The organism is Pristimantibacillus sp. Z349TD_6 (assembly GCF_056173205.1).
The window spans coordinates 6,310,805-6,332,266 of the sequence record NZ_CM149662.1 but is presented as its reverse complement, the minus strand read 5'-3'; the positions used below and the strand labels follow the sequence as shown (position 1 = coordinate 6,332,266).

Genomic DNA, 21,462 nt, shown 5'->3' with positions numbered 1-21,462 from the left:
TTGTATTGCATGTTTAGTAGTCTTTTTATTTGAGAATAGAAAGGGAGCTGTCATTAATGAAAAGAAGTAAAAGCTGGATAGCTATCGCATTGATAAGTGCCCTGTTATTGACACTGATTCCGGCAGTACAAGCGGAAGAGGGACAAGATCAGGGACAGTCTGCATTCCGTAATCTTGCTGCGGGGCTTGGATATGAATGGTCCGAAGCGCCGGAGGCTAAGTACCCGGATGATCATAATAAGCTGACGGATGGCATTTATGGCAAGTTGGATATGTCGGACCCGGCTTGGGTAGGACATGTGAAGAAGATGACTCGCGAGGTTGTGTTTGATTTAGGCGAGAAGAAATCTATCTCGAGCATTAAAGCGCGATTTTTGCAGGATTGGCCTGACAACACGATGCTTGTGCCGTTGACGGTCTCAATGTACGTATCCGACGACAAAGAAAATTGGGGAACGCTTTCACACAATTCAACCAAGCTGCTTTGGGGGGATGGTCCGCCAAGAGAAGAGGTATATGACTGGAATGGAAGCAGAGATGGCATCAAAAGCGGGAATTCTGATGCGGAGATGGCTTATGCCCGTTATGTGAAAGTAACCTTCTCGATGCATACGAGAGCTTGGACCTTCATTGATGAAATCGAAATTTGGGGCGCAGATGGTAAAGTGGAAGGAGCGGAAGAAGTTGCCGCTGAGCAGCCGAGCTACTTAGAGCCGGGAGAAGCAACGGCTGGCATTCGTAATCTTGGATTGCTCTATAACGGACAATATGCGAATGATAAGGGTACTTGGACGAAGGATCGGATTATTCCTAATATCAGTTACGTAGATGGGGCCGGAGAACCAGTGGATTGGCTTTTTGACGGCGTTCTTTATCTCGGACTTACATCGCCGGCCGGAAATGCGTTTGGCGGAGGAGCTACACTGGAGGACTGGAAATGGTACCTGAACAAAACATTTGCAGAAACAGGCGATATGCAGCAGCTAAACGAAGCGGCAATGGAAGTTGGAAGCAAGCTGAATCAGCCTGATCATAAGGTCAAGGTTGTTTTAATGATTCCAGACCCAGGTGAGTATGTGAACGATTTCGGAGATATTGACGGTGATGGTATATCTGAAAGCTTCAATGCTTCTGAAGTCGGAGAAATGAAAGCGTATGCAAATAGAGAGAAAGCGATACAGTGGTGGTTAAATGAAGCGGAACAAAAATGGGCATTAAACCACTACTCTCATCTTGAGCTTGCCGGCATGTACTGGCTGGAGGAACAAATCAGTACAAGCGCGACAGGGCCGGATTTAATTCGTTCGACGAGTAATAAAGTGCATGCTCAGAACTTGAAGCTTTTCTGGATACCGCACTTCTTAGCTTACAAAAGCCATATGTGGAAGGATGTTGGGATAGATGCAGTAGCCTTCCAGCCAAACTACTTTTTCGAGCCATTGGATGAGGATCGTCTGGAAGACGCCACGAACATAGCGAAGCAGTATGGGATGGGCGTTGAGCTCGAGTTTGATGATCGTATGGTGACTGATGGCGTGTTTAGGGAGCGATATGTTGATTATTTAAACAGCGGCGTCCAAACCGGCTTTATGCAATCAGCCTTTAAAGCCTACTACCAAGGTAATAATGCTGTATTTGATACGGCGGTAAGTGCTGATCCTGCAACACGCATTTTGTACGATTGGCTCTATCAATTTATAAATGGAACGTATCAAGCGAACAACGCTGCCCCTCCAAAGGCAGAAGTACAAATGAATGGCCAAGTGCTTCAAAGCGGAGTGGCTATTTCGGAAAGAGAACCCGTTTCGTTTACATGGAAATTAATCAATGATGATGGAAGCGGATTGAATAAAGTAACTGCTACCTTTAATGGCAAGCCTTACACAGAAGGAACGGTTGTAAATTTGGCAGGCAAGCCAGGAAAACATGAGCTTGTCATTACCGTAGCAGCAGGCAAATCGGAGAAAACATTTTATGTGATTGAAGCGGGTACCAGCGCATCCGATTTGAAAACATTAATTGAAAGCTACAAGGAAACCAAACAAATCACGAATGACGAAGCAGCTCGCTCGCTGAACAATTATTTGGAGATGATGAGCCGGTTCGAAGGAAACGACAAGACGAAGTTTACCAAGTACTTAAAAGGCTTTAATGCGAAGCTGGAGCTTCTGAAAAAAGAGCATATGATTACAGACGGGGCGTACAGCACGCTGAAGGAAGACGTCTATTACCTGCTTGGAAATTTGGCACAGAATAAGGCCGCGGAAGCATCTACAGTAGAAGCTGATAATCCAAATTATGCTCCGGGGAGAGCAGTTGATGGATTCCCTTCAACAAGATGGGCAAGTGAACTGCTGAACAATACATGGTTCCAGGTCGATCTCGGAGAAGTGACGGAGATGGACACTGTAACGATTGATTGGGAATACGCTCGCGCAAAAACCTATAAATTACTCGTCTCCGATGATAAGCAAAATTGGAAGAGTGTGATCAAGGAAAATGCTGGCGTAATTACGGCGAAAGACGGCAAAGAAACGGTTCATTTTGACCCTATCAAGGCTAGATACATTAAATTTGAAGGGATAGAAAGAGCAACATTTTACGGATATTCGTTCTATGAATTTGGCGTTTATCACTTATCGGGAGCAGAGGAAGCCAAGCCTATTGAAGGCATTAAAACTACGGTAGATGCGGCATCCAAAAAAGTAACTTTAGACGGTCTAGTGATGAATGGCGATCTTGCAAACGTAAGTTTGAAAGTCGTCGATCCACAAGGAAAAGTTCAATATGAAGCGAAGAAGATGAGTGAAGCTGCCGGAAACTTCCAATTCGACTTTACACTTACAGGTGAACTAGAGGGTACCTATGAGGCCTATCTAGCAACAGATGATATGAGTGAGCCGGAGAAGATTACTTTTGAATACAAAAAAGAGATTGAGCTTATTAAGACGATAGAAGGACTTAAAGCAGGACTAGATACTGCGGCAAAAAAGGTAACAATTGATGGGTTAGTGGTGAATGGCGATCATACAAAAGTAAGCTTGAAGGTGCTTGATCCACAAGGCAAGGTGAATTACACAGCTGAGACGACGAGTACAGAAGCTGGAAACTTTCAATTCGCCTTTACATTGACAGGTGATGCAGAGGGTATCTATGAGGCGTATCTAGCATTAGATGATATGAGCGAGCCTAAGTGGGTTACTTTTGAATACAAGAAAGCATCGACTGGCGGAGGAGGCGGGGACTCGGTTATTTCCATTCCTGACTTGTTCCAGCTGCAAGCAGATGGTTCTGTCAAAGCGGAAATGAGCACTAAGCTTGATCCGAGCGGAACGATGGCTGTCGGTGTGGTCAGTGAACAAGACCTGCAGAAGGCGATAGCTCGGGCGAAAGCAGATAAAGACGGAAAGCTGAAAGCAACGATTGTGCTTAAGAAAAACGGTGAGGCAGCGAAATATGCCTTGGATCTTCCTGTATCCTTCTTGTCTGATCATCCTAACTTGTTTATTGAAGTAACGACGCCTAAAGCAACGATTTTGCTATCTGGACAGATGCTGGTGAAGTCTTCAGAGCTTGGCAGGGAGCTGCGTCTTATTATTGGCGAGCGGGACATTAAGACGTTGAAGCAGGATGTACAGATCCAGGTAGGTGAAAGAGCAGTCGTTGAGCTTTCGGCGCTATTGGACGGAAAGGCTTATACATGGAACAATGCAAAAGCACCGATTACCGTTACGGTTCCGTATTTGTTAACAGGCAGCGAGACAGCGTCAAGAATCGGTATTTTGTCCATTAATGAACAAGGAACAGCATCAGCAATTGCGGCAGCAGCCTATTCCGACTCAGATAAACATATCAGGTTCCAAACAGACCGTATGGGCATCTATGCAGTATTTTATAAACAGCCTACAGCAGCCTTTACAGATCTCGGCAAATACTCTTGGGCGCAGGAAGCGGTTGAGAAGTTGGCTGCCTTAGGTATCGTAAAAGGAACATCGGCTGCAACCTTCAGCCCGGCTGTACAGGTAAGCCGAGCAGACTTTATTCTAATGCTTGTAAGAGCGCTAGGCTTGAAAGCGGAGGCAAGCGATACATTTACAGATGTTCAGCCACAGGATTATTATTATGATGCAGTGGCTATTGCCAAGAAGCTAGGTATCGTTACCGGCATGGAAGGTGGACGATTTGAGCCGAAAGCAAAGATGACAAGGCAAGATATGATGGTTATGGCAGCGCGGACATTAAAGGCAGCGGAAGCGTTAGAGCTACCTAGCGATATTGCATCGCTCAGCAGCTTCAAGGATGCAGATAAGGTGCCGGATTATGCAGCCGGCAGCATAGCAGGCATGATTGAGCTTGGGCTCATTCAAGGCGATGGCGGCATGATCAAGCCAAGCAGTCATACTACCCGTGCTGAAACAGCAGTTTTTCTTTACCGAATATTGAATTTGCTATCAGAGAAAGAATAGATTAACGAGGCAGTATGACAGGAAGCAGCTTAATCAAGATAAAGAAGAGGAGCCCCATGCGGGGCTCCTCTTCTTTTCTTCGTATTTAGCAGATTAGACGGTTATCCGATCCTCTTGCGCCAGCTTCGTATAGTACAGCTTGAAAATGAGATCCTGATTATAGTTTCCGAAACCAGAGCCGAATAAAGTAAAGCCGCCAATATGCTCAGCATCCTCCAAAATCGCAATGCGGAACGTCCAGTGACTGTTGCTAATATCAATCTGGTCGAGACTTACATCCGAGAGCCTAAGGCCGTCCATGTAAGTACCATCCTTCTTAATAATCAACCGCTTCAATAAACCGAATTGGTTGACATCATCAAACCACCAAGGTGGGTTAAGCTTGCCTTTTCCTCCATAATCGGCAGGGCTCGTCCACATGCCAACATTTACACCATTAAAGAAAAACGTAAGATCCGAAGGCCAGTTCATATTGGTGAGAGGCGCTTCAGACGAAATTTCCATCGAAATTTCGAGCTCGTCTGGACTCTCGCTCGTTAATAGGAAGTTAGGAATTTTGTATTCGATATAGCCTTGCGAGAACCATAATATTTTGGCGTTCACGCGATCGGGATCAAGAAAGTAGCGGGGGTCGTCGAAAATTCCGATAACCTTTTCCGTCGTGCAAATGCCGCATGTAGGAACGATGTTGAGATCGGTATAGTGTCCGATGGAAACCTCGGTTCTTCTTGACTCGCGCTGTACGACGTCCTTGCGGGGGAATGCTATTTCAAGTCCATCCATGCTAAGCGAGCACACCTTCTGAGCGGCACCGCCTTTGCCAGGAGTCATTTCGGATTTGATGATTCCGGCCTTCTCCAGCTTTTTTACGTGCATTGTCATGATTGCACTGCTTAAGCCTAAAGCCTCTGCCAGCTCGCGAATGTTCATTGATTTTTTGGAGAGCAGGTGAATCATTTGAATACGTACATTACTCGATATAGCCTCAAATATAGGCAGGCTTTGCTCTGATAGCTCGATTTTCAAGGGTTACCTCCGAATAAGAGTTATTATTAATACATATGTGAATGTTTAGAGTAGGCTATAGTCTGTAATATACATGAAAATAGTCGAAATCACAAGGAATATTGCTTGAAATAGCCGCTGAAAGCCACGAAGAAGATAACCATATTGTAAATTAATTCGCCGTATCGTTTACTTGTGTGTACAAATTCATTTTTTTTGGATAAGCTTTATAAAATGAATATTTTTTGGTAGCATAATTATTAGCAAATGATCTAACAAATCTGTTTCCATAAAGAAAGGTGACCTTATTCATGCAAATTGATCTTTCTAATAAAACAGCTTTAATCACAGGAGCTACTGGCGATTTAGGACGGGTTATGGCACGTACACTGGCAAGCTGCGGCGCTAACATCGTTCTGCACTACAATAATAACGAAGCAAAGGCCAAAGAATTGCAGACGGAAATTACAGCTATGGGCAGAAAAGCGATGATCGTACAGGCAGACGTAACGAATGAACAGCATATTAATGAAATGAAAGCTAAGGTAACAGAGGAGCTCGGCCATGTAGACATCGTTGTCGCTAACGCGGTCATTCAGTACCAATGGACAAGCATACTAGAACAGCCTGTTGCTGATTATGTCAGCCAATTCGAATCCTGCGTATTGCAAAGCGTCTTTTTAGCAAAAGCTTTTGTGCCGGCGATGATCGAGCGGGGCGGCGGTAGAGTCATTGGCATCAACACCGAATGCGCGATGCAAAATTTTGCGGGACAATCAGCCTATACAGCTGGGAAACGCGGGATGGATGGCGTCTATCGTGTGTTAGCCAAAGAAGCTGGGGAGCATCAAATTACGGTTAATCAGGTGGCGCCAGGGTGGACCATCAGCGATCGCGATCGTGCCACCGGTACGGAGGAGAACCTTGATTATTCACAAAACGTTCCGCTTAAACGCAGAGGAACGGACCAAGAGATTGCCAATACGGTCGCTTTTCTAGCATCGGATCTAGCAAGCTTTATAACTGGCGCTTACATTCCTGTAAACGGCGGAAACGTTATGCCTGCCATCTAGAATAAGGGAGAGTTAAGAGGATGAGCCCCAGAAAACGATTGTGGCGCATATGGGCAGCTTTAGGCAGCATGAGAATGGAGGGGAAGCTTTTTATCGTTTTCCTGCTTCTAATCACGCTGCCGTTATCGTTTATAGGCTACATCTCATATAGCAATTACTCGCGTTCGATTGAGGAGAAAACGATTGTTTATTCGACCAAGATGCTTGAGAACATGATGGTTCGTGTTGACGATTATATCGAGGATATGATTCGTATTTCCTCTATTCCTGCGTACCAGAACGATATCAAACAAAACCTGATTCTCTCGAACAGCTATTACGAGAAAAGGCAGCAAACGTCGATCGATAATAGCAATCAGGTGCCTGACGATTTTGACCTTCTGCTCTTGATTCAGCGAGGCATTGAGGGAAATATTTCGTTCATCAATACGATAAAACGCGGCGCCAACTCGGTTTATATATTTGATCAGTTCGGCAATGGCTATTATTCTACAGCAGGCGGCGGCATTCGGCTGAACGTGAAGGAGAGCTATGAGAAATGGCGAGAGCTCATCAATACTTCCGGCGGTGAAGCGAGGCTGTTCAGCACGCAAAAATATACGAGCAATTTGCAGAGCATCAAATATGCGTTTACCGTCGTTCGCAAGGTGATTGATAAATCGCTTAAGCCTATCGGCATGATTGCGGTGGATGCGAATATTAGCGTCATTGAGGATCAAATGAGTGAGCTCGACAAGGTGACAAATGGAAAATCGGTCATTATCGATGAGCTTGGCAATGTCGTTTATGACAGCGACAAGCAGCGAATGGCCACAAACATTATGAGTGATCCTACGGTAGCCCAAGCAAAGGGCACGAAGGGGAGCTTTTATTTTGAGCGTGACGGTGTTAATCGTTTATACATTTATACGACCTCGCCCAATACGAAATGGAAGGTAATGACCTCCATTCCGGATAGTGAGCTGACGAAAGATGCCGTTGTCATTCGCAACGTAACTTGGATTGCTACGATTATTACGATTATCGTCGCGCTTTTCATATCGGTTGTGTTTTCCTTTGCACTAACGAATCCGCTCCGCAAAATGATGCGATTGATGAAGAACGTGCAGGAGGGTGACTTTAACGTTCAGTTTCAAGTGAAATATCGGGACGAGGTAGGCCAGCTAGGCAATCAGTTCAACCGAATGATTGTCCGAATTGATCACCTCATTCAGGATATTTATTTGATGGAGACAAAGAAGAAGGAAGCTGAACTGCACGCGCTGCAAAGCCAGATTAATCCGCATTTCATGTATAATACGCTCGAATCGATACGAATGGCGGCTGAGCTGAACGACGATCAGATCGCAGCAGACATGATTGCCATACTCGGGAAGCTGCTGCGATACAGCATAAGCGATTTGCATGAGGAAGTAACGCTGGAGAATGAGGTTCTGCATATGCGCAACTATGTGGAAATGCTTAATTATCGTTATCCGAACCGCTTCCATTTAGAAACGCATATAACCGAGGACATGCTGAAGTATCCTATGATTAAGCTTGTGCTGCAGCCCATTGTCGAGAATGCAATTTATCACGGCATGGATGACAATAAGGCCTCGATGAGAATTGTGATGAGCAGCGAGCGTACACCGCATGGTGTACTTCTTCGCATAAAAGATGATGGGCTTGGCATGGATGAGGATACATTAGATCGCTTAAACCGTTCACTTGCAGGATCGGAGGAAGCGGTCGTCAAGCGCAAATCAGGCGGAATCGGCTTGAAAAATGTAAACGAGCGTATCAAGCTCCACTACGGAAACGCGTATGGCTTGAAGGTGACCAGTGAACGGGGGAAAGGCACCGAGGTTATTTTACAGTTTCCACTATAATGAGGGAGAGACGCTGCATGAACAAATACATTTGTATGCTGCTGCTTATTGTTCTTTTGTCCAGCATAGGTTTGACGGGATGCCAGAAGGCACAAGTCAACAGCGAGAAGGAAAAGGAGCCTGTTAGCAAAGGGGAACAAGTTGGTCAAAATGTGACGATTAACGTAATGACCAATCGCGTTGATCTGATGGAGAATGGCGTGTTTCAAAAATATGCCGATCAATTTGCACAGCTGAATCCTGGCGTAACGGTCAAGTTTGAGGGCATAACCAATTATGCCAGCGATATTATGCTGCGCTTATCCACTCGCAGCTTAGGCGATGTGCTGCTGCTTCCGAACAATATTAAAAATGAAGACTTGCCTGATTATTTTGAGCCGCTAAGCGACAGCTTGTTTGAGCATATTCATTTTGCAGACTTTAAAGCATATGCTGGACAACGCTTTGGTATTGCTACGGGCGCTTCCACGACAGGGATCGTATATAATAAGCAAGCTTTCAAAAAGGCAGGCATTACACAAATTCCAACGACCTTGGAGCAGTTTTATGCAGCATGCGAGAAGCTAAAGAAAGCCGGCATTGTGCCTGTCTATCTGAACTATGGCGCTCAGTGGCCGCTTATGACTTGGGGAGAGGATTTAGTCAGCTATATGACTGGCAATGCCGACTATTTAAATAATATGGTCAACACGGACGAGCCGTGGACTATTGATAATGCATGGGGACAGTCAATTTCCATCGTCAAAACATTAATATCAAAAGGTTATGTGGAAAACCAATTGCTCACGAATCAATGGGAAACATCCAAAAAAGAGCTTGCTGACGGTAGAGCCGCCATGTATTTAATGGGTAACTGGGTCATTAATCAAGTTATTGCAGCGGGTGCGAAATCGGAAGATATCGGATTTTTCCCATTCCCTTACGACAACAGCGAGAAGCGCTTCTCGCCGCTAAGCCCGGATTGGTTTGTGGGCGTAAGCAAATTTAGCGAGAATAAAGAGCTTGCCGAGGCGTGGGTCAAATTTTTTGTAAACGAATCTGGTTATGTTGATGATTCGGGTTTCTTGCCTGTGATTGAGGATAAGCAGCCTTCCTTGCCGCAATTTCAACAGTTTTTATCGTTCAACATCGAATTTCTGGAGCGAAGAGTGCCAGACGACCTCTTGCTTGAAATTGCGAATACAGCTCAAATTGCATTTTGGTCCGGCGATTATATTCAAGAGTGGATTGCCTCTCCAGATTTGCAGAAGGTGTTTACCGAATACAATAGGCGCTGGAAAGAAGCGCGAACCATTACTGAAAGCTAAGGTGGACTACCGATGTCAAACAAGGTTACAATGCAGCAAATTGCTGATTATTTAAGCGTATCAAAGTTTGTTGTCTCGAAGGCGCTCTCTGGCAAAGGCGGCGTCAGTGAGGCAACACAGGAGCGGGTTATTCAAGCGGCATCGCAGCTGGGTTATTTTACGCAAAAGAATGCTTATGTGAAAACAATGAAGCTTGAGCAGCTTCCCAAAACGCCTGCCGCCCACAAACAATCGGTGCTTGTGCTTATGCCTAATATTCGCTTCCAAACGAAGGAGTCTCTGTATTGGGGAAGAATCCTCGATGGGATTGCTTCGCGATTGGAGGAAGATGGTTATGGCATGGTCATTGTGTCAGAGCAAAGCGTCGATCATTTCCTTCATTTCTTGAACCCGAATGGCATATTGGGGCTTATCGGCGTGGGAGAAATTTCAACTCCGCTGCTGCTAGAGGTGCATCGCATCGGCTTGCCAATGGTGCTCGTGGATCATGAGGATATGTTGATTCCTAGTGATACGGTGTTTACGAACAATTATGATTCAATGTATCGCTTGACGAAACATTTGATTGGTAAAGGACATACGCAGCTGTGCTTTATTGGGGATATGAATTATTCGCGGAGCTTTAAGGATCGGTTTCTTGGGTTCCGAAGTGTATTGGAGGAGCAGGCTCTGGTAGAGCCTAAGTTTCAAATGAGCAATGACTGTTATCTTCCCGTTGAAGGTTTTGAGCATGAGCAGTTTCAAGAGCCGATAAAACAGTGGGCAATCAAAAGGCTCAAGGCAAAGACGATGCCAACGGCGCTTCTTTGTGCAAATGACATGATCGGTATCGGTGCAATTGACGCCATGAAGGAGCTAGGTATTGCGGTGCCGGAAGAGGTGTCTATTACAGGCTATGACAACATTGACGATTCCTATCGCATGACACCTTCTTTGTCGACGGTGCATGTGCCTAAGGAAGCGCTTGGCAAGCGGGCGGTAGAGAGGCTGATTAGCAGAATAGCGAACAAGCAGGAGCCGATGGAGAAGCTGCTTGTAGCTGGAGAGATCTTGTACCGAGAGTCAACAGCGCAGGTGAAAGCATGACTTAGGACATAGGTTGATGCATGAACAATGAGGTTTAAATGGATAAATTGCGTATGATTTGTCATATTGATAACGATTTCGAATACATTTAAAAATATATATTGTATATATTATATATACAAAATTCGCGATATTCGACAAGAAAAGTGGTTAAAAACGCCCGATGTATAGGAAAAAAGCTATAAATTAGCGTTTTCCTTAGTTCCAAAGAAGGGTGATTTACTTCATTCGACAAAGATGTAGGTATTGCCTAAAAAGAGGCTAACCTATATTATATATTACAAATATTAATATGGAGCTTGGTGATAGCAAATGAATTCAACAGTCCGTACGCCGCTTTACCAGAAAATCCAGGATTATATCCGCGAGTTGATTGCTACGGAAGGCTTGAAGGCGGGGGACCGCATTCCGACCGAAAAAGATCTAATGAAGTTGTTTAACGTCAGTAAAATAACTGTAGTGAATGCGATGGTCGGACTTGCGAACGATGGAATCATTTCAAGGGTACCAGGAAAGGGCAGCTTCGTCAGCAATGATGGGCCGGTAGAAGTTGATGAGATTGTGCCGGCTGCGCCGACAGTTGGTTTAGAAAGAGCGGCAACCCAGAATAAAACGCGTATGATTGGTCTCGTTATGCCATCTATTTATGATTATTTTGCCATCCGTTTAGTTGAGGGAGTGCAGAGGGCGCTAAGAGAAAAGGGCTACCGAAGCATGATTTTGCTGTCTGAGGGCGATGTGGATAAAGAGAAAGAAGCGTTTAAGAGTCTCAAGGAATTTGGTACGGATGGTTTGCTTGTATTTCCCGTAGATGAAGAGAATTATAACGAAGAAATATTAAATATGAAGTTCAATGGCTACCCCTTTGTACTTATCGATCGTTTCCTGCCTGGCGTAGAAACCAATTATATCGCTGCGGATGGAAGGCTTGGAACAAGCCTTGCAGTCGAATATATGTGGGAGCTTGGGCACCGGGAAATTGCGATTTGCTCAGATTCTCCGCTGCAAACGGTTACGGTACAGGAGCGGATTGAAGGTTATATGGACGCTTTGAAAAACAAAGGCGCACTCATTAATCCGGCTCATATTATTACCGATTTTAATGTTAGTAGTCTTGAGGATGCGGAGAAGCACCCGTTATACCGCTATATTCGCAACCGAATGGCTACTGCTTATATTACGCTTAACGGAAGGCTGGCTGTTCGAATTTATCAAATGGCTAGGCAAGCGGGGCTTCGCGTGCCTGAGGATTTGTCTATCATCAGCTTCGATGACCCGACATCTATCGTAGATGAGTTCAGCTTATTTACACATATCAATCAGTTTGAGCATGATATGGGTTATCGTGCAGCAAGCACGCTGATCAACATTATTGAGAATGGGGTAGACCCAAACAATAGATATAGCAAAACGCTGCTTAATCCTGAGCTGGTTATCCGCCAAACGACTGGACCAAGACCTGTTCAATAATTGAATAAGCGATAAAATTGAGAATCTTTTCCGCTAAGGAAAAGATTTTTTTATTTATATATTGAATATATTGAATCTATATATTATATTATGAATAAGACGAATGTTTATAAAGCTTGATTGCAAAAGTCATATAGCGAAGTTTTGAATAGATTCACGAGTACGATCTGAAAACGCTAACAATTTGAAGTCGATAGGCATGTATGGGAAAAAGCCTGTATGAAATATAGAACTGGATGATAAAGGAGACCTACAAATGCCATACGAAAAAGTGAGAACGGAGCAGTTGAAGTCGCTGTTAGATCGGTTGAAGGAACAAATCTACAAGCCGCTTACGGATTTGAAAGTAACCGCTTGGGTTACTGAGGAGCCGGTTTCTTACGAGGATAGGGAGTCAGGCCGGAAGATTGAACTCGCTGCGGGAGACCGTTGGGGAAATCTTTGGGACTGCGCTTGGTTTCACTTTAGCGGAAAAGTACCGCAAGAGGCGAAGGGCTCCAAAATTGTACTTCTTATCGATGTGAATGGTGAGCTTTGTTTAGTAGATGAAGAGGGAACACCTACTCAGGGTTTAACGAATATTAATTCTGAGTTTGATTATAGCCTTGGCCTTCCTGGCAAACGTGTAGTACACATTAGTGAAAGCGCGCAGGGAGATGAAGAAATTGATTTGTGGGGCGACGCAGGCTGCAATGATTTGTTCGGTCGCTTCCGCAGCGGCACTTTGAAGGAAGCCCAAGTCGCAATCTGCCACGAGAACATCCATCAGCTTTATTATGACGCTGAGGTACTGCTGGAGACGGCGGATCGTTTGCCTGAAGGTTCAGCACGCAGAGCACGCATTTTGCAGTCTTTGTATGAAGCCTCTCATATCCTTACATCTTTGAGTGAAGAAAGAGTAGCTAAGGCATCGAAACTGCTGCGCGAGCAGCTTGATAAACGCGGCGGAGATCCAGTGCTTACTATTAGTGCCGTCGGTCACGCGCATATGGATCTGGCTTGGTTATGGCCTATCCGTGAAACGATCCGTAAGGGAGCACGCACATTTTCAACGGTGCTGCGGATGATGGAACGTTACCCTGACTACATCTTTGGAGCAAGCCAGCCACAGCTTTATGATTGGATGAAAATTCATTATCCGAAGCTGTATGCAAGCATCAAAGAGCGTGTACAAGAAGGGCGCTGGGAGCTGCAAGGCGCAATGTGGGTTGAATCGGATACAAACGTGCCTAGCGGGGAAGCGCTGATTCGTCAAATCCTTTACGGAAAACGGTATTTCCAAGCAGAGTTTGGTCAAGAGATGAAGTCGCTTTGGATGCCGGATGTATTTGGATACACAGCGAGCCTGCCTCAAATTTTGAAAAAATCAGGCGTTGATTACATGATGACGCAGAAGCTGTCATGGAGCATTTACAACCGTCATCCCCACCATACGTTCCATTGGGAAGGAATCGACGGCTCGCGTGTCCTGACTCATATGCCGCCTGAGGATACGTATAACAGCCCGGCTGCACCTCGTTCCATTGTGAAGGCAGAGAATGAATATATGGACAAAAACGTATCGGAGAATTGTCTCATGTTGTTCGGAATTGGCGATGGCGGAGGCGGTCCTGGCGAGGAGCATCTCGAGAGATTGCAACGGGAGAAAAATTTACTTGGCCTTAGCCCAGTTGTTCAAGAGCATTCTTCACAATTTTTTGAGAAGCTTGCAGTTGGTTCAGATCGTTATCAAGTGTGGTCCGGCGAGCTTTATCTGGAGCGCCATCAAGGAACGCTGACGAGTCAAGCACGCAATAAACGGTATAACCGAAAGCTTGAGAAAGCATTGCGCGAGCTAGAATATGCAGCTGTCTTGGCTGAAAGAACAAAGGGCAAACCTTATCCTGCGCAGGAGCTGGAAACGATATGGAAAGAAGTACTGCTCTATCAATTCCATGATATATTGCCAGGCTCCTCTATCAAGCGCGTATATGATGAATCGCTGGAGAGATACGCTATACTGCTGGACCGTGTCGAGCAATTAATTTCCGAAGCGTACGAAGCGGTTGCACAATCCGTAACTGCCGAGAAAGGCTCTGAAGTAATCTTTAACTCCCTGTCATGGGATCGGGAAGAATGGATTGAAAACAATGGCACATGGCAGCGGGTTCGTATTCCTGCTATGGGATATGCCGTTGCAAATGGTTCACTAGCGCTTGCTGAAACGGCAGCAGCTGAAGCAGGAATTGCAGCTGCCCGGACGCAAGAAAAAACAGCGGCAAATAACCTCTTTCCTGATATGAGGTCATCGGCTATCGATCGGATAATGGAAAATGATTTGTTATCGGTTACGTTCGCTGAAGACTTCACGATTATATCCATCATTGATAAAGAGCTTGGACGGGAAATCATCCCGCATGGCCAGAAGGCGAATGAACTCAGCCTGTATCATGATGAGGGCGATGCATGGGATATTAAACAAGATTATCGCCTCTCGGGAGGAGTGCCGCTTGAGCCATCTGAATCATCAGCTTTCCAAGATGGTCCAACGGTAGGCTTGCTGCTTGTATATCAGTTTGGTCAATCAACAATGACGCAGAAGGTCATCCTGACACAAGGCAGCCGCCGCATCGATTTCGTTACGGACGTTGATTGGAAAGAATCAGCGAAGATGCTGCGTACATCCTTCCCTGTCAATATTCGTTCGGACAGCGCGAGCTGTGAAATTCAGTTCGGCTACTTGAAACGCCCTACACATCGCAATACGCTGTGGGATTATGCGAAGGATGAAATTTGCGCTCATCAATGGATCGATCTTTCGGAGTCGGATTATGGCGTCGCACTTCTCAATGATTGCAAATACGGACACCGTGCTTGGCAGAATGTGCTGGATTTGAATCTTTTGCGCAGTACATCGTATCCAGATCCAGAAGCCGATCAAGCAGAGCATCAGTTTACGTACTCCTTGTACCCGCACAAGGGTGATCATGTTCAGGCAGAGGTTTATAAGCGTGGATATGAGCTTAACGTACCACTGCGTTCGGTAAGCATGCCAGCAAGCGACGAGGCACAGTATCTGCCAGCAGCAAAATCATTTTTCAGCGTTGACCATTCCAATGTAATGGTTGAAACGGTGAAGCAGGCAGAGGACGGAGATGATCTCATCATCCGTTTATATGAAACCGCAGGAACACATCTTAAGGCAAAACTCATTGCAGCTATGAACGAAGCGGATGCTTGGCTTACTGATTTGATGGAAACACCCATCGATAGAATCCATGCGGAGGAAGGGGCATACCACCTGGCCTTTACTCCATTTGAAATAAAAACGATCCGTTTGGCAAGGAGGTAGAGCATATGACAGAGTCAGTATTGTGGAAACGAATTTGGCGGCACAAACTATTTTATTTGTTTATGCTGCCCGGCATCATCTGGTTTTTCCTCTTTTCCTACGTTCCACTTTTTGGCGTACAAGTGGCATTTCGTGATTTCATGTTCTCTGGGGGCTTCACTGGAAGCCCCTGGGCAGGACTGAAATACTTCCAGCAGTTTTTCTCCTATTATCAGTCATTCGAGTTGATCCGCAACACGATTATCATCAGTCTCATGAAGCTTCTTATCGGATTTGCAATGCCTATATGTCTCGCAATCCTATTGAACGAGGTTCGAAACATTAAATTCAAGAAAACCGTGCAAACGCTTTCTTATTTACCGTATTTCGTTTCATGGATTGTAGTTGTTACGCTGATGCAGCGTCTTCTTACTCCATCTGGAGGTCCAATCAATGAATTGCTTGGTGTGTTTGGTGTAGAACCGATTCAGTTCTTGAACAATACAACATGGTTTTATCAAATTGTTGTAGGCTCAGATATTTGGAAAAACATCGGGTGGAACTCGATCATCTATATGGCAGCAATCGCCGGCATTGACCAGCAGCTTTACGAGGCGGCTAAGATCGACGGCGCTGGGCGCACTCGCCAAATGTGGCATGTAACGCTTCCTGGTATTCGCAACATTGCCGTTATTTTGTTCATACTCTCGGCCGGCAGCTTAATGAGCGCTGGTTATGAGCAGCTGCTCCTGCTGAACGGTCCGGCTACCGCCGCAATCGGCAGCGTACTCGATGTGCATGTTATCAGCTCCGGTATAGGTGAAGGCCGATTAAGTTATGCGGCTGCTGTAGGATTATTCCAGAGTGTCATTGCACTCATTCTCATCGTGACTGTCAACCGAATTGCTCGCAAGGTTAGCGACGTATCCCTGTTTTAAGGAGTGGTTTGATATGGCGAAAAGCCGATTTTCTATATTTAGCATTTGTAATTATATTTTCTTAACATTGTTCGGATTGTCGATGATCTACCCGTTTATTTACATTCTGGTCTACTCGCTCAACGACGGAAAAGATTCGATGATGGGTGCGCTTTATTTCTTCCCTCGTAAATTTACACTCGACAATTACGTAGAGGTTTTTGATAATGCCCGCATTTGGCAGGCCTACAAAATTACGCTGCTCCGAACGGTGCTCGGCACATTCCTGCACGTAGGGCTTTGTACGCTGATGGCTTATGCGCTTTCCAAAAAATCGCTGCCAGGAAGAACATTTTTTACGTATTACATCTTTTTGCCAACGATATTCAGCGCTGGATTCATTCCGTATTTCATCACTTTGCAGAAGCTGCATCTGATCAACAGTTTTTGGGTATATGTCATTCCGATGTTATTCAATTTCATGCATATCGTCATTCTTCGAACGTTCCTGCAAGGCATACCGGAGGAGCTTGAGGAATCGGCACGAATTGACGGCTACGGTGACTTTCAAATATTCCTTAAAATCATTTTACCGTTATCGGGTCCAGTTCTTGCGACTATCGCTTTGTTTATCGGGGTTTCACATTGGAACGACTGGTTTACAGGCGCCTATTATGTGTCGGATAAAAATCTGATACCCGTTCAAACGCTGCTGCAAGAATTGCTGACCGAAGCGGAAGCGCTATCATCCTCCATGCAAAGAGCGGCGCAGCAAGGCGGTCAGACCGTCAGCGTCAATGTGGCTGGGGCAACACCGGAATCGCTTCGAATGGCTTTGCTCGTTATCACGGTGTTTCCGATCTTGTGTATTTACCCGTTTTTGCAGCGTTACTTCGTCAAGGGCGTTATGATTGGCTCGGTCAAAGGATAATCGTCCGCATTCGGGACTTTATCATATTTCATTACAGTTCACGGGAGGGTTTTTATGAAGAACAAAAGAGCAAAAAGCACTTCGTTGTTACTCGCAGTAACTCTGATGGCGGTTACGCTGTTTGGCTGCAGCAACAACAACGGTGGCGCCGTCAATAAGCCTTCGGACAACGCAGGCACAACTAACAGCGGTACAGAGCAAAAAGAGGTGAAACTCAAAGTTCTTCACAACTGGAACGGCTCCAGCGGCAGTGACACAGACACGACGGCGATCGAGAAGGTTATTAAAGAAAAAACGGGGATTACGATCGAGTGGGAATATACAAAGGGCAGTGAAGTTGAGAAAGTGAACACCATTTTTGCAACTCAAGATATGCCTGATATTTACACAGGTCCAGCTTGGGGCGGAGAGCTAGATGGCATTATAAAAGCAGCGAAGGAAGACCAATTGGTCGATCTTTCGGATAAGCTGGACAAATATCCAAATCTAGCAAAAGCGATTCAGAAAGACAATGTTCCGCCAGCGCTTTATGAGAAAGCTTTTGATGTGTACGGTGGCAAGCAGTTCTTGCTTTATCAGAACCACCCTGCAACACCAGAGGATGCAATGGATTGGCTTTATGGCTTCTACGTCCGCAAGGATATTGCTGAGAAGGTTGGAGTAGATCCACAATCCGTGCGTACAAAGGAAGAGCTTTACAGCTTCCTGAAAAAAATCAAGGACGCTGACCTGAAGGAAAATGGCATGTCTGTTATTCCTCTCGGAGGCTTCCATAACGGCTGGGCTGTTGGTATTGGTAATACGATGTTCTATGGCTCTGGTTATGTAGATAAAGGTGATGGAACGCTGGAAAACAGCTTCTTCTCGAAACAATACGAGGATTATACGCTGTATTACCGCAAGCTGATCTCCGAAGGTCTACTTGATCTTGAAGCGTTTACGCAAACCGATCCAATCGCGAATGAGAAAATCAAGCAAGGCCGTATTGCAGTGCTGGCAGCTCACTATCCAGCGATTCTCGATGCTTCCAAAGACTATGTGAAAGCGCATCCAGGCAGTGATTATATTCCAGTTGGCCCGCTTGAGCGTGCTGGCGCTGCTGCAGACCGTCCTGCTGACCTTTCTATTCAAGGAAACAACGTAACCGTTATTCCGAAAAAATCGAAAAACGTAGATGCAGCGCTTCGCTTGCTGGATTATCTTGCTTCTGATGAAGGTTTCCTTCTCGTACGTTACGGCATTCAAGGCGAACATTGGGATATGGAAAACGGCAAGCCTGTAGCCAAAAAAGAATGGTTTGATAAATTCTCAGCGGACACAACGGGCAAGATGAAGAAAAACGAAGGCATGGGTATTGGCCTTGAGAGCATGTCTGGCCAAGACCGCATCAACTCTGTTGGCGCTGGAGACATCTGGTCTGATCAGGATCGTCTGGCAGCAATGGATAATGCGCGTAAAATTTTACGTCCAAACGGTATTAGTGTTATTTCGGCATACAATCCTGGCGACGTTATGATTAAGTCTCCACAGTGGGAAATGCTGAAGCCATCCATGGACAAAATAGGCGACGTCTGGAAAGAAGCGATTTATGCGAAATCGGATGAAGCGGCACTGAAAATCATTAATGATCTTCGTGGACAGATGAATAAAACAGGCTATAAAGAAGCAATGCAGTTTACTAATGACAACTTGAAAGGCAAGGAAGTTGCTTTGTTTGGAATGGCAAACTAAAGGAGGCTTCTCGCTTTGACGAAGGGTTTGGGACAACGAGCAGAGTGGACCGGTTTTCAGGAATCAAGGCCGTATGGCCCGAAGTATGATTTGCGGACCGATTTTGTCATGGTATACGGAATATCTGATGATTTGCCTGAGCGGATCGAAGGCTGGAGAAATGCCGGCTATAAGATTCATTTGATGACAGGTGTATCTTGGGGGGAGTATCAGGACTACTTGTATGGTCGATTCGACGGACGGGAGCACTGGGATGAAGCTCAAATGGACCGCAGCGGAAATCATCTGCTTCATGGCAAGGATGTTCCTTATATGGTTCCGACCATTGCCTTCGCTGAATATTTGGCTTCTCATATTAAACGGGCAATCGACTCTGGCGCAGAAGCGATTCATTTGGAGGAGCCGGAATTTTGGGCAGCATCGGGTTATTCTGATGCGTTCAAGCGGGAGTGGCTGAACTATTACGGGGAGGATTGGATTCCTCCCCACTCCTCGCCGGACGCTCAGTACAGAGCATCCAAGCTGAAGGCGGCAATGTACTATCGTGCGCTTGACCGGCTTTGCAGTCAAATGAAGGAATATTCGTTAGTAACCTACGGTAGAACGGTGCGTTTCTATGTCCCAACTCACAGCTTGATCAATTATACGCAGTGGCGAATTATTAGTCCTGAGGCGCTGCTCGTGTCGATGCCTGGCTGTGACGGTTTCATTGCTCAGATCTGGACGGGAACGGCTCGTACTCCGAACGTTTATAAGGGACTGCGCAGAGAGCGAACCTTCGAGACGGCATATTTGGAATATGGAATTATGCAGGAGCTCACGCGGGGGACGGGGCGTGAAATGTGGTTCCTTCACGATCCGATTGAGGATAACCCTAGATACAGCTGGAGCGATTATCGTAAAAACTATCGTTCTACTGTTGTTGCTTCCCTGCTGCATCCTGAGGTGAAGCAATACGAGGTATGCCCATGGCCGCGCCGTGTATTCGAGGGCAGCTATCCGACTGAGGACGGGAAAGGAAAAGAAATGATCCCGGGTGACTATGCGACCGTACTTCTGACGGTCATGAATGTGCTGCGCGACATGCATAACCATGATGAGGTTGCTGGAGACGACGCCTACACAGCTGGCATTGGCCTTTGCTTATCCAACTCCGCGATGTATCAACGCGGGGACGTTATCCGTGAAGGCGAGCAGGAAGGCGAAGCTGCCAAATATGACGGAACGAGTTCAGCTGAAGAGCTGAGTGCAGAGCAGAAGGAGCTTCTTGACTGGTCATCCTTTTACGGACTCGCGCTTCCGCTCGTGAAGGTAGGCATTCCGCTAAGACCGGTACAGCTGGACAATATTTTGACCTTCCCAGGATATTTGGATCATTACCGAGTGCTGCTGCTCAGCTACGAATTTATGAAGCCGGAGCATCCGGGCATTCATCAAGCTATCGGACAATGGGTGAGGGAGGGCGGCATACTCATCTATGTCGGTGACGGATCGGACCCCTATCATGAAGTGCGGGAATGGTGGAACCGTGAGAACAGCCGCCGCTCTTACATGCGTCCGGAAGAACATTTATTCGAGTCGCTTGGCTTAGGTAGAAACCCGGAGCAAGGAGAGTTTACGGTAGGCAGCGGTGCTGTTTTATTTTACCGTGAGAATCCGGCGGAGTTGTCCCGCTCTGAAGCGGGTGCAGCTCTTATACGGAGTGCTGTAAAAAGGTCGCTCGAGATCCGCGGAGAAATGGCTGACTATAAGGAAAGCACCTCGCTGCATATTAGACGGGGGCCTTATGTCATTACTCATGTGCTGGATGAGAGGGAAGCGGATGATTCAATCGTTCTGGAGGGTCAGTTCGTTGATTTGTTCGAAGCGAGCATGCCTGTGAAACATTCCGTGGAAATCAAATCGGGCGAGGACAGCTTGTTGTTTGATTTGAACTACTCTGATAACCAGCAAGGGGAAACAAGTATTCTTGTTAGTTCATCTCGCATTCGTGAGGAGCTGTCGGCTGAAAACCGAATTTCCTTTGTTTCAGAGTCACCGCTGGACATCACGGTTAGTACGCGCTTGCGTATTCCAAGTGAGCCTAGCAGCGTCACAGCTGGTGATCAAGCGGCATCATACGAGTATGATGGAGAGTCAGGAACGGTACTTCTTCGCTATCCGGGCGTTCCCGAAGGAATTGCAGTAAGCGTGGAATGGTAATGCGATAATAACCGAACGATTGAAGGGGCTGTCCCAAAGTGATGATCTCACTGGAGAGATAGCTCGATATGAATATTGAAAAAATGGCGTCAC

At 45.9% G+C, this 21,462-nt stretch carries 12 protein-coding genes; 11 read left to right on the top strand and 1 reads right to left on the bottom strand.

Features of this window, described 5'->3' with window-relative positions:
* Positions 1 to 56 precede the first annotated feature (56 nt).
* Positions 57 to 4,466 (top strand): DUF4855 domain-containing protein, encoded by a 4,410-nt coding sequence (locus tag AC0VYE_RS27555; RefSeq protein ID WP_475443773.1) that lies wholly within the window; start codon positions 57 to 59, stop codon positions 4,464 to 4,466.
* 93 nt (positions 4,467 to 4,559) lie between these two features.
* Here the strand turns inward: AC0VYE_RS27555 and AC0VYE_RS27550 are convergent, their stop codons facing one another.
* On the bottom strand, positions 4,560 to 5,492 hold the full coding sequence (locus tag AC0VYE_RS27550; RefSeq protein ID WP_475443771.1) for an ArsR/SmtB family transcription factor: 933 nt from the start codon (positions 5,490 to 5,492) through the stop codon (positions 4,560 to 4,562).
* A 290-nt stretch (positions 5,493 to 5,782) separates the two neighbouring features.
* On the opposite strand from AC0VYE_RS27550, the gene AC0VYE_RS27545 reads away from it, so the two are divergent.
* The 10 genes from AC0VYE_RS27545 (at position 5,783) to AC0VYE_RS27500 (ending at position 21,369) form a co-directional block, all read left to right on the top strand.
* A complete protein-coding gene (locus AC0VYE_RS27545) occupies positions 5,783 to 6,544 on the top strand; it encodes an SDR family NAD(P)-dependent oxidoreductase (protein WP_475443769.1) in 762 nt (253 codons plus the stop codon).
* A gap of 20 nt (positions 6,545 to 6,564) precedes the next feature.
* Positions 6,565 to 8,415, top strand: a complete 1,851-nt coding sequence (locus tag AC0VYE_RS27540; protein ID WP_475443767.1) for a cache domain-containing sensor histidine kinase — start codon at positions 6,565 to 6,567, stop codon at positions 8,413 to 8,415.
* Between the two features lie 17 nt (positions 8,416 to 8,432).
* Positions 8,433 to 9,722 (top strand): ABC transporter substrate-binding protein, encoded by a 1,290-nt coding sequence (locus AC0VYE_RS27535; RefSeq protein WP_475443765.1) that lies wholly within the window; start codon positions 8,433 to 8,435, stop codon positions 9,720 to 9,722.
* A gap of 12 nt (positions 9,723 to 9,734) precedes the next feature.
* Positions 9,735 to 10,808 (top strand): LacI family DNA-binding transcriptional regulator, encoded by a 1,074-nt coding sequence (locus AC0VYE_RS27530; protein ID WP_076268995.1) that lies wholly within the window; start codon positions 9,735 to 9,737, stop codon positions 10,806 to 10,808.
* Positions 10,809 to 11,120: 312 nt separating this feature from the next.
* Positions 11,121 to 12,278: a GntR family transcriptional regulator gene (locus AC0VYE_RS27525; protein ID WP_475443763.1), complete on the top strand. Its 1,158-nt coding sequence runs from the start codon at positions 11,121 to 11,123 to the stop codon at positions 12,276 to 12,278.
* 256 nt (positions 12,279 to 12,534) lie between these two features.
* A complete protein-coding gene (locus tag AC0VYE_RS27520; RefSeq protein WP_475443761.1) occupies positions 12,535 to 15,609 on the top strand; it encodes an alpha-mannosidase in 3,075 nt (1,024 codons plus the stop codon).
* Between the two features lie 5 nt (positions 15,610 to 15,614).
* A complete protein-coding gene (locus AC0VYE_RS27515; RefSeq protein ID WP_076268992.1) occupies positions 15,615 to 16,526 on the top strand; it encodes an ABC transporter permease in 912 nt (303 codons plus the stop codon).
* A gap of 13 nt (positions 16,527 to 16,539) precedes the next feature.
* On the top strand, positions 16,540 to 17,436 hold the full coding sequence (locus AC0VYE_RS27510) for a carbohydrate ABC transporter permease (RefSeq protein WP_076268991.1): 897 nt from the start codon (positions 16,540 to 16,542) through the stop codon (positions 17,434 to 17,436).
* A 54-nt stretch (positions 17,437 to 17,490) separates the two neighbouring features.
* Positions 17,491 to 19,167: an extracellular solute-binding protein gene (locus AC0VYE_RS27505; protein ID WP_076268990.1), complete on the top strand. Its 1,677-nt coding sequence runs from the start codon at positions 17,491 to 17,493 to the stop codon at positions 19,165 to 19,167.
* Positions 19,168 to 19,182: 15 nt separating this feature from the next.
* Positions 19,183 to 21,369: a hypothetical protein gene (locus AC0VYE_RS27500; RefSeq protein WP_475443758.1), complete on the top strand. Its 2,187-nt coding sequence runs from the start codon at positions 19,183 to 19,185 to the stop codon at positions 21,367 to 21,369.
* Positions 21,370 to 21,462: the final 93 nt, after the last annotated feature.

Excerpts from the sequence above, each read along its gene's own strand:
- AC0VYE_RS27555 (WP_475443773.1), top strand. The coding sequence starts at position 57 with ATGAAAAGAAGTAAAAGCTGGATAGCTATCGCATTGATAAGTGCCCTG.
- AC0VYE_RS27545 (WP_475443769.1), top strand. The coding sequence starts at position 5,783 with ATGCAAATTGATCTTTCTAATAAAACAGCTTTAATCACAGGAGCTACT.
- AC0VYE_RS27540 (WP_475443767.1), top strand. The coding sequence starts at position 6,565 with ATGAGCCCCAGAAAACGATTGTGGCGCATATGGGCAGCTTTAGGCAGC.
- AC0VYE_RS27535 (WP_475443765.1), top strand. The coding sequence starts at position 8,433 with ATGAACAAATACATTTGTATGCTGCTGCTTATTGTTCTTTTGTCCAGC.
- AC0VYE_RS27530 (WP_076268995.1), top strand. The coding sequence starts at position 9,735 with ATGTCAAACAAGGTTACAATGCAGCAAATTGCTGATTATTTAAGCGTA.
- AC0VYE_RS27525 (WP_475443763.1), top strand. The coding sequence starts at position 11,121 with ATGAATTCAACAGTCCGTACGCCGCTTTACCAGAAAATCCAGGATTAT.
- AC0VYE_RS27520 (WP_475443761.1), top strand. The coding sequence starts at position 12,535 with ATGCCATACGAAAAAGTGAGAACGGAGCAGTTGAAGTCGCTGTTAGAT.
- AC0VYE_RS27515 (WP_076268992.1), top strand. The coding sequence starts at position 15,615 with ATGACAGAGTCAGTATTGTGGAAACGAATTTGGCGGCACAAACTATTT.
- AC0VYE_RS27510 (WP_076268991.1), top strand. The coding sequence starts at position 16,540 with ATGGCGAAAAGCCGATTTTCTATATTTAGCATTTGTAATTATATTTTC.
- AC0VYE_RS27505 (WP_076268990.1), top strand. The coding sequence starts at position 17,491 with ATGAAGAACAAAAGAGCAAAAAGCACTTCGTTGTTACTCGCAGTAACT.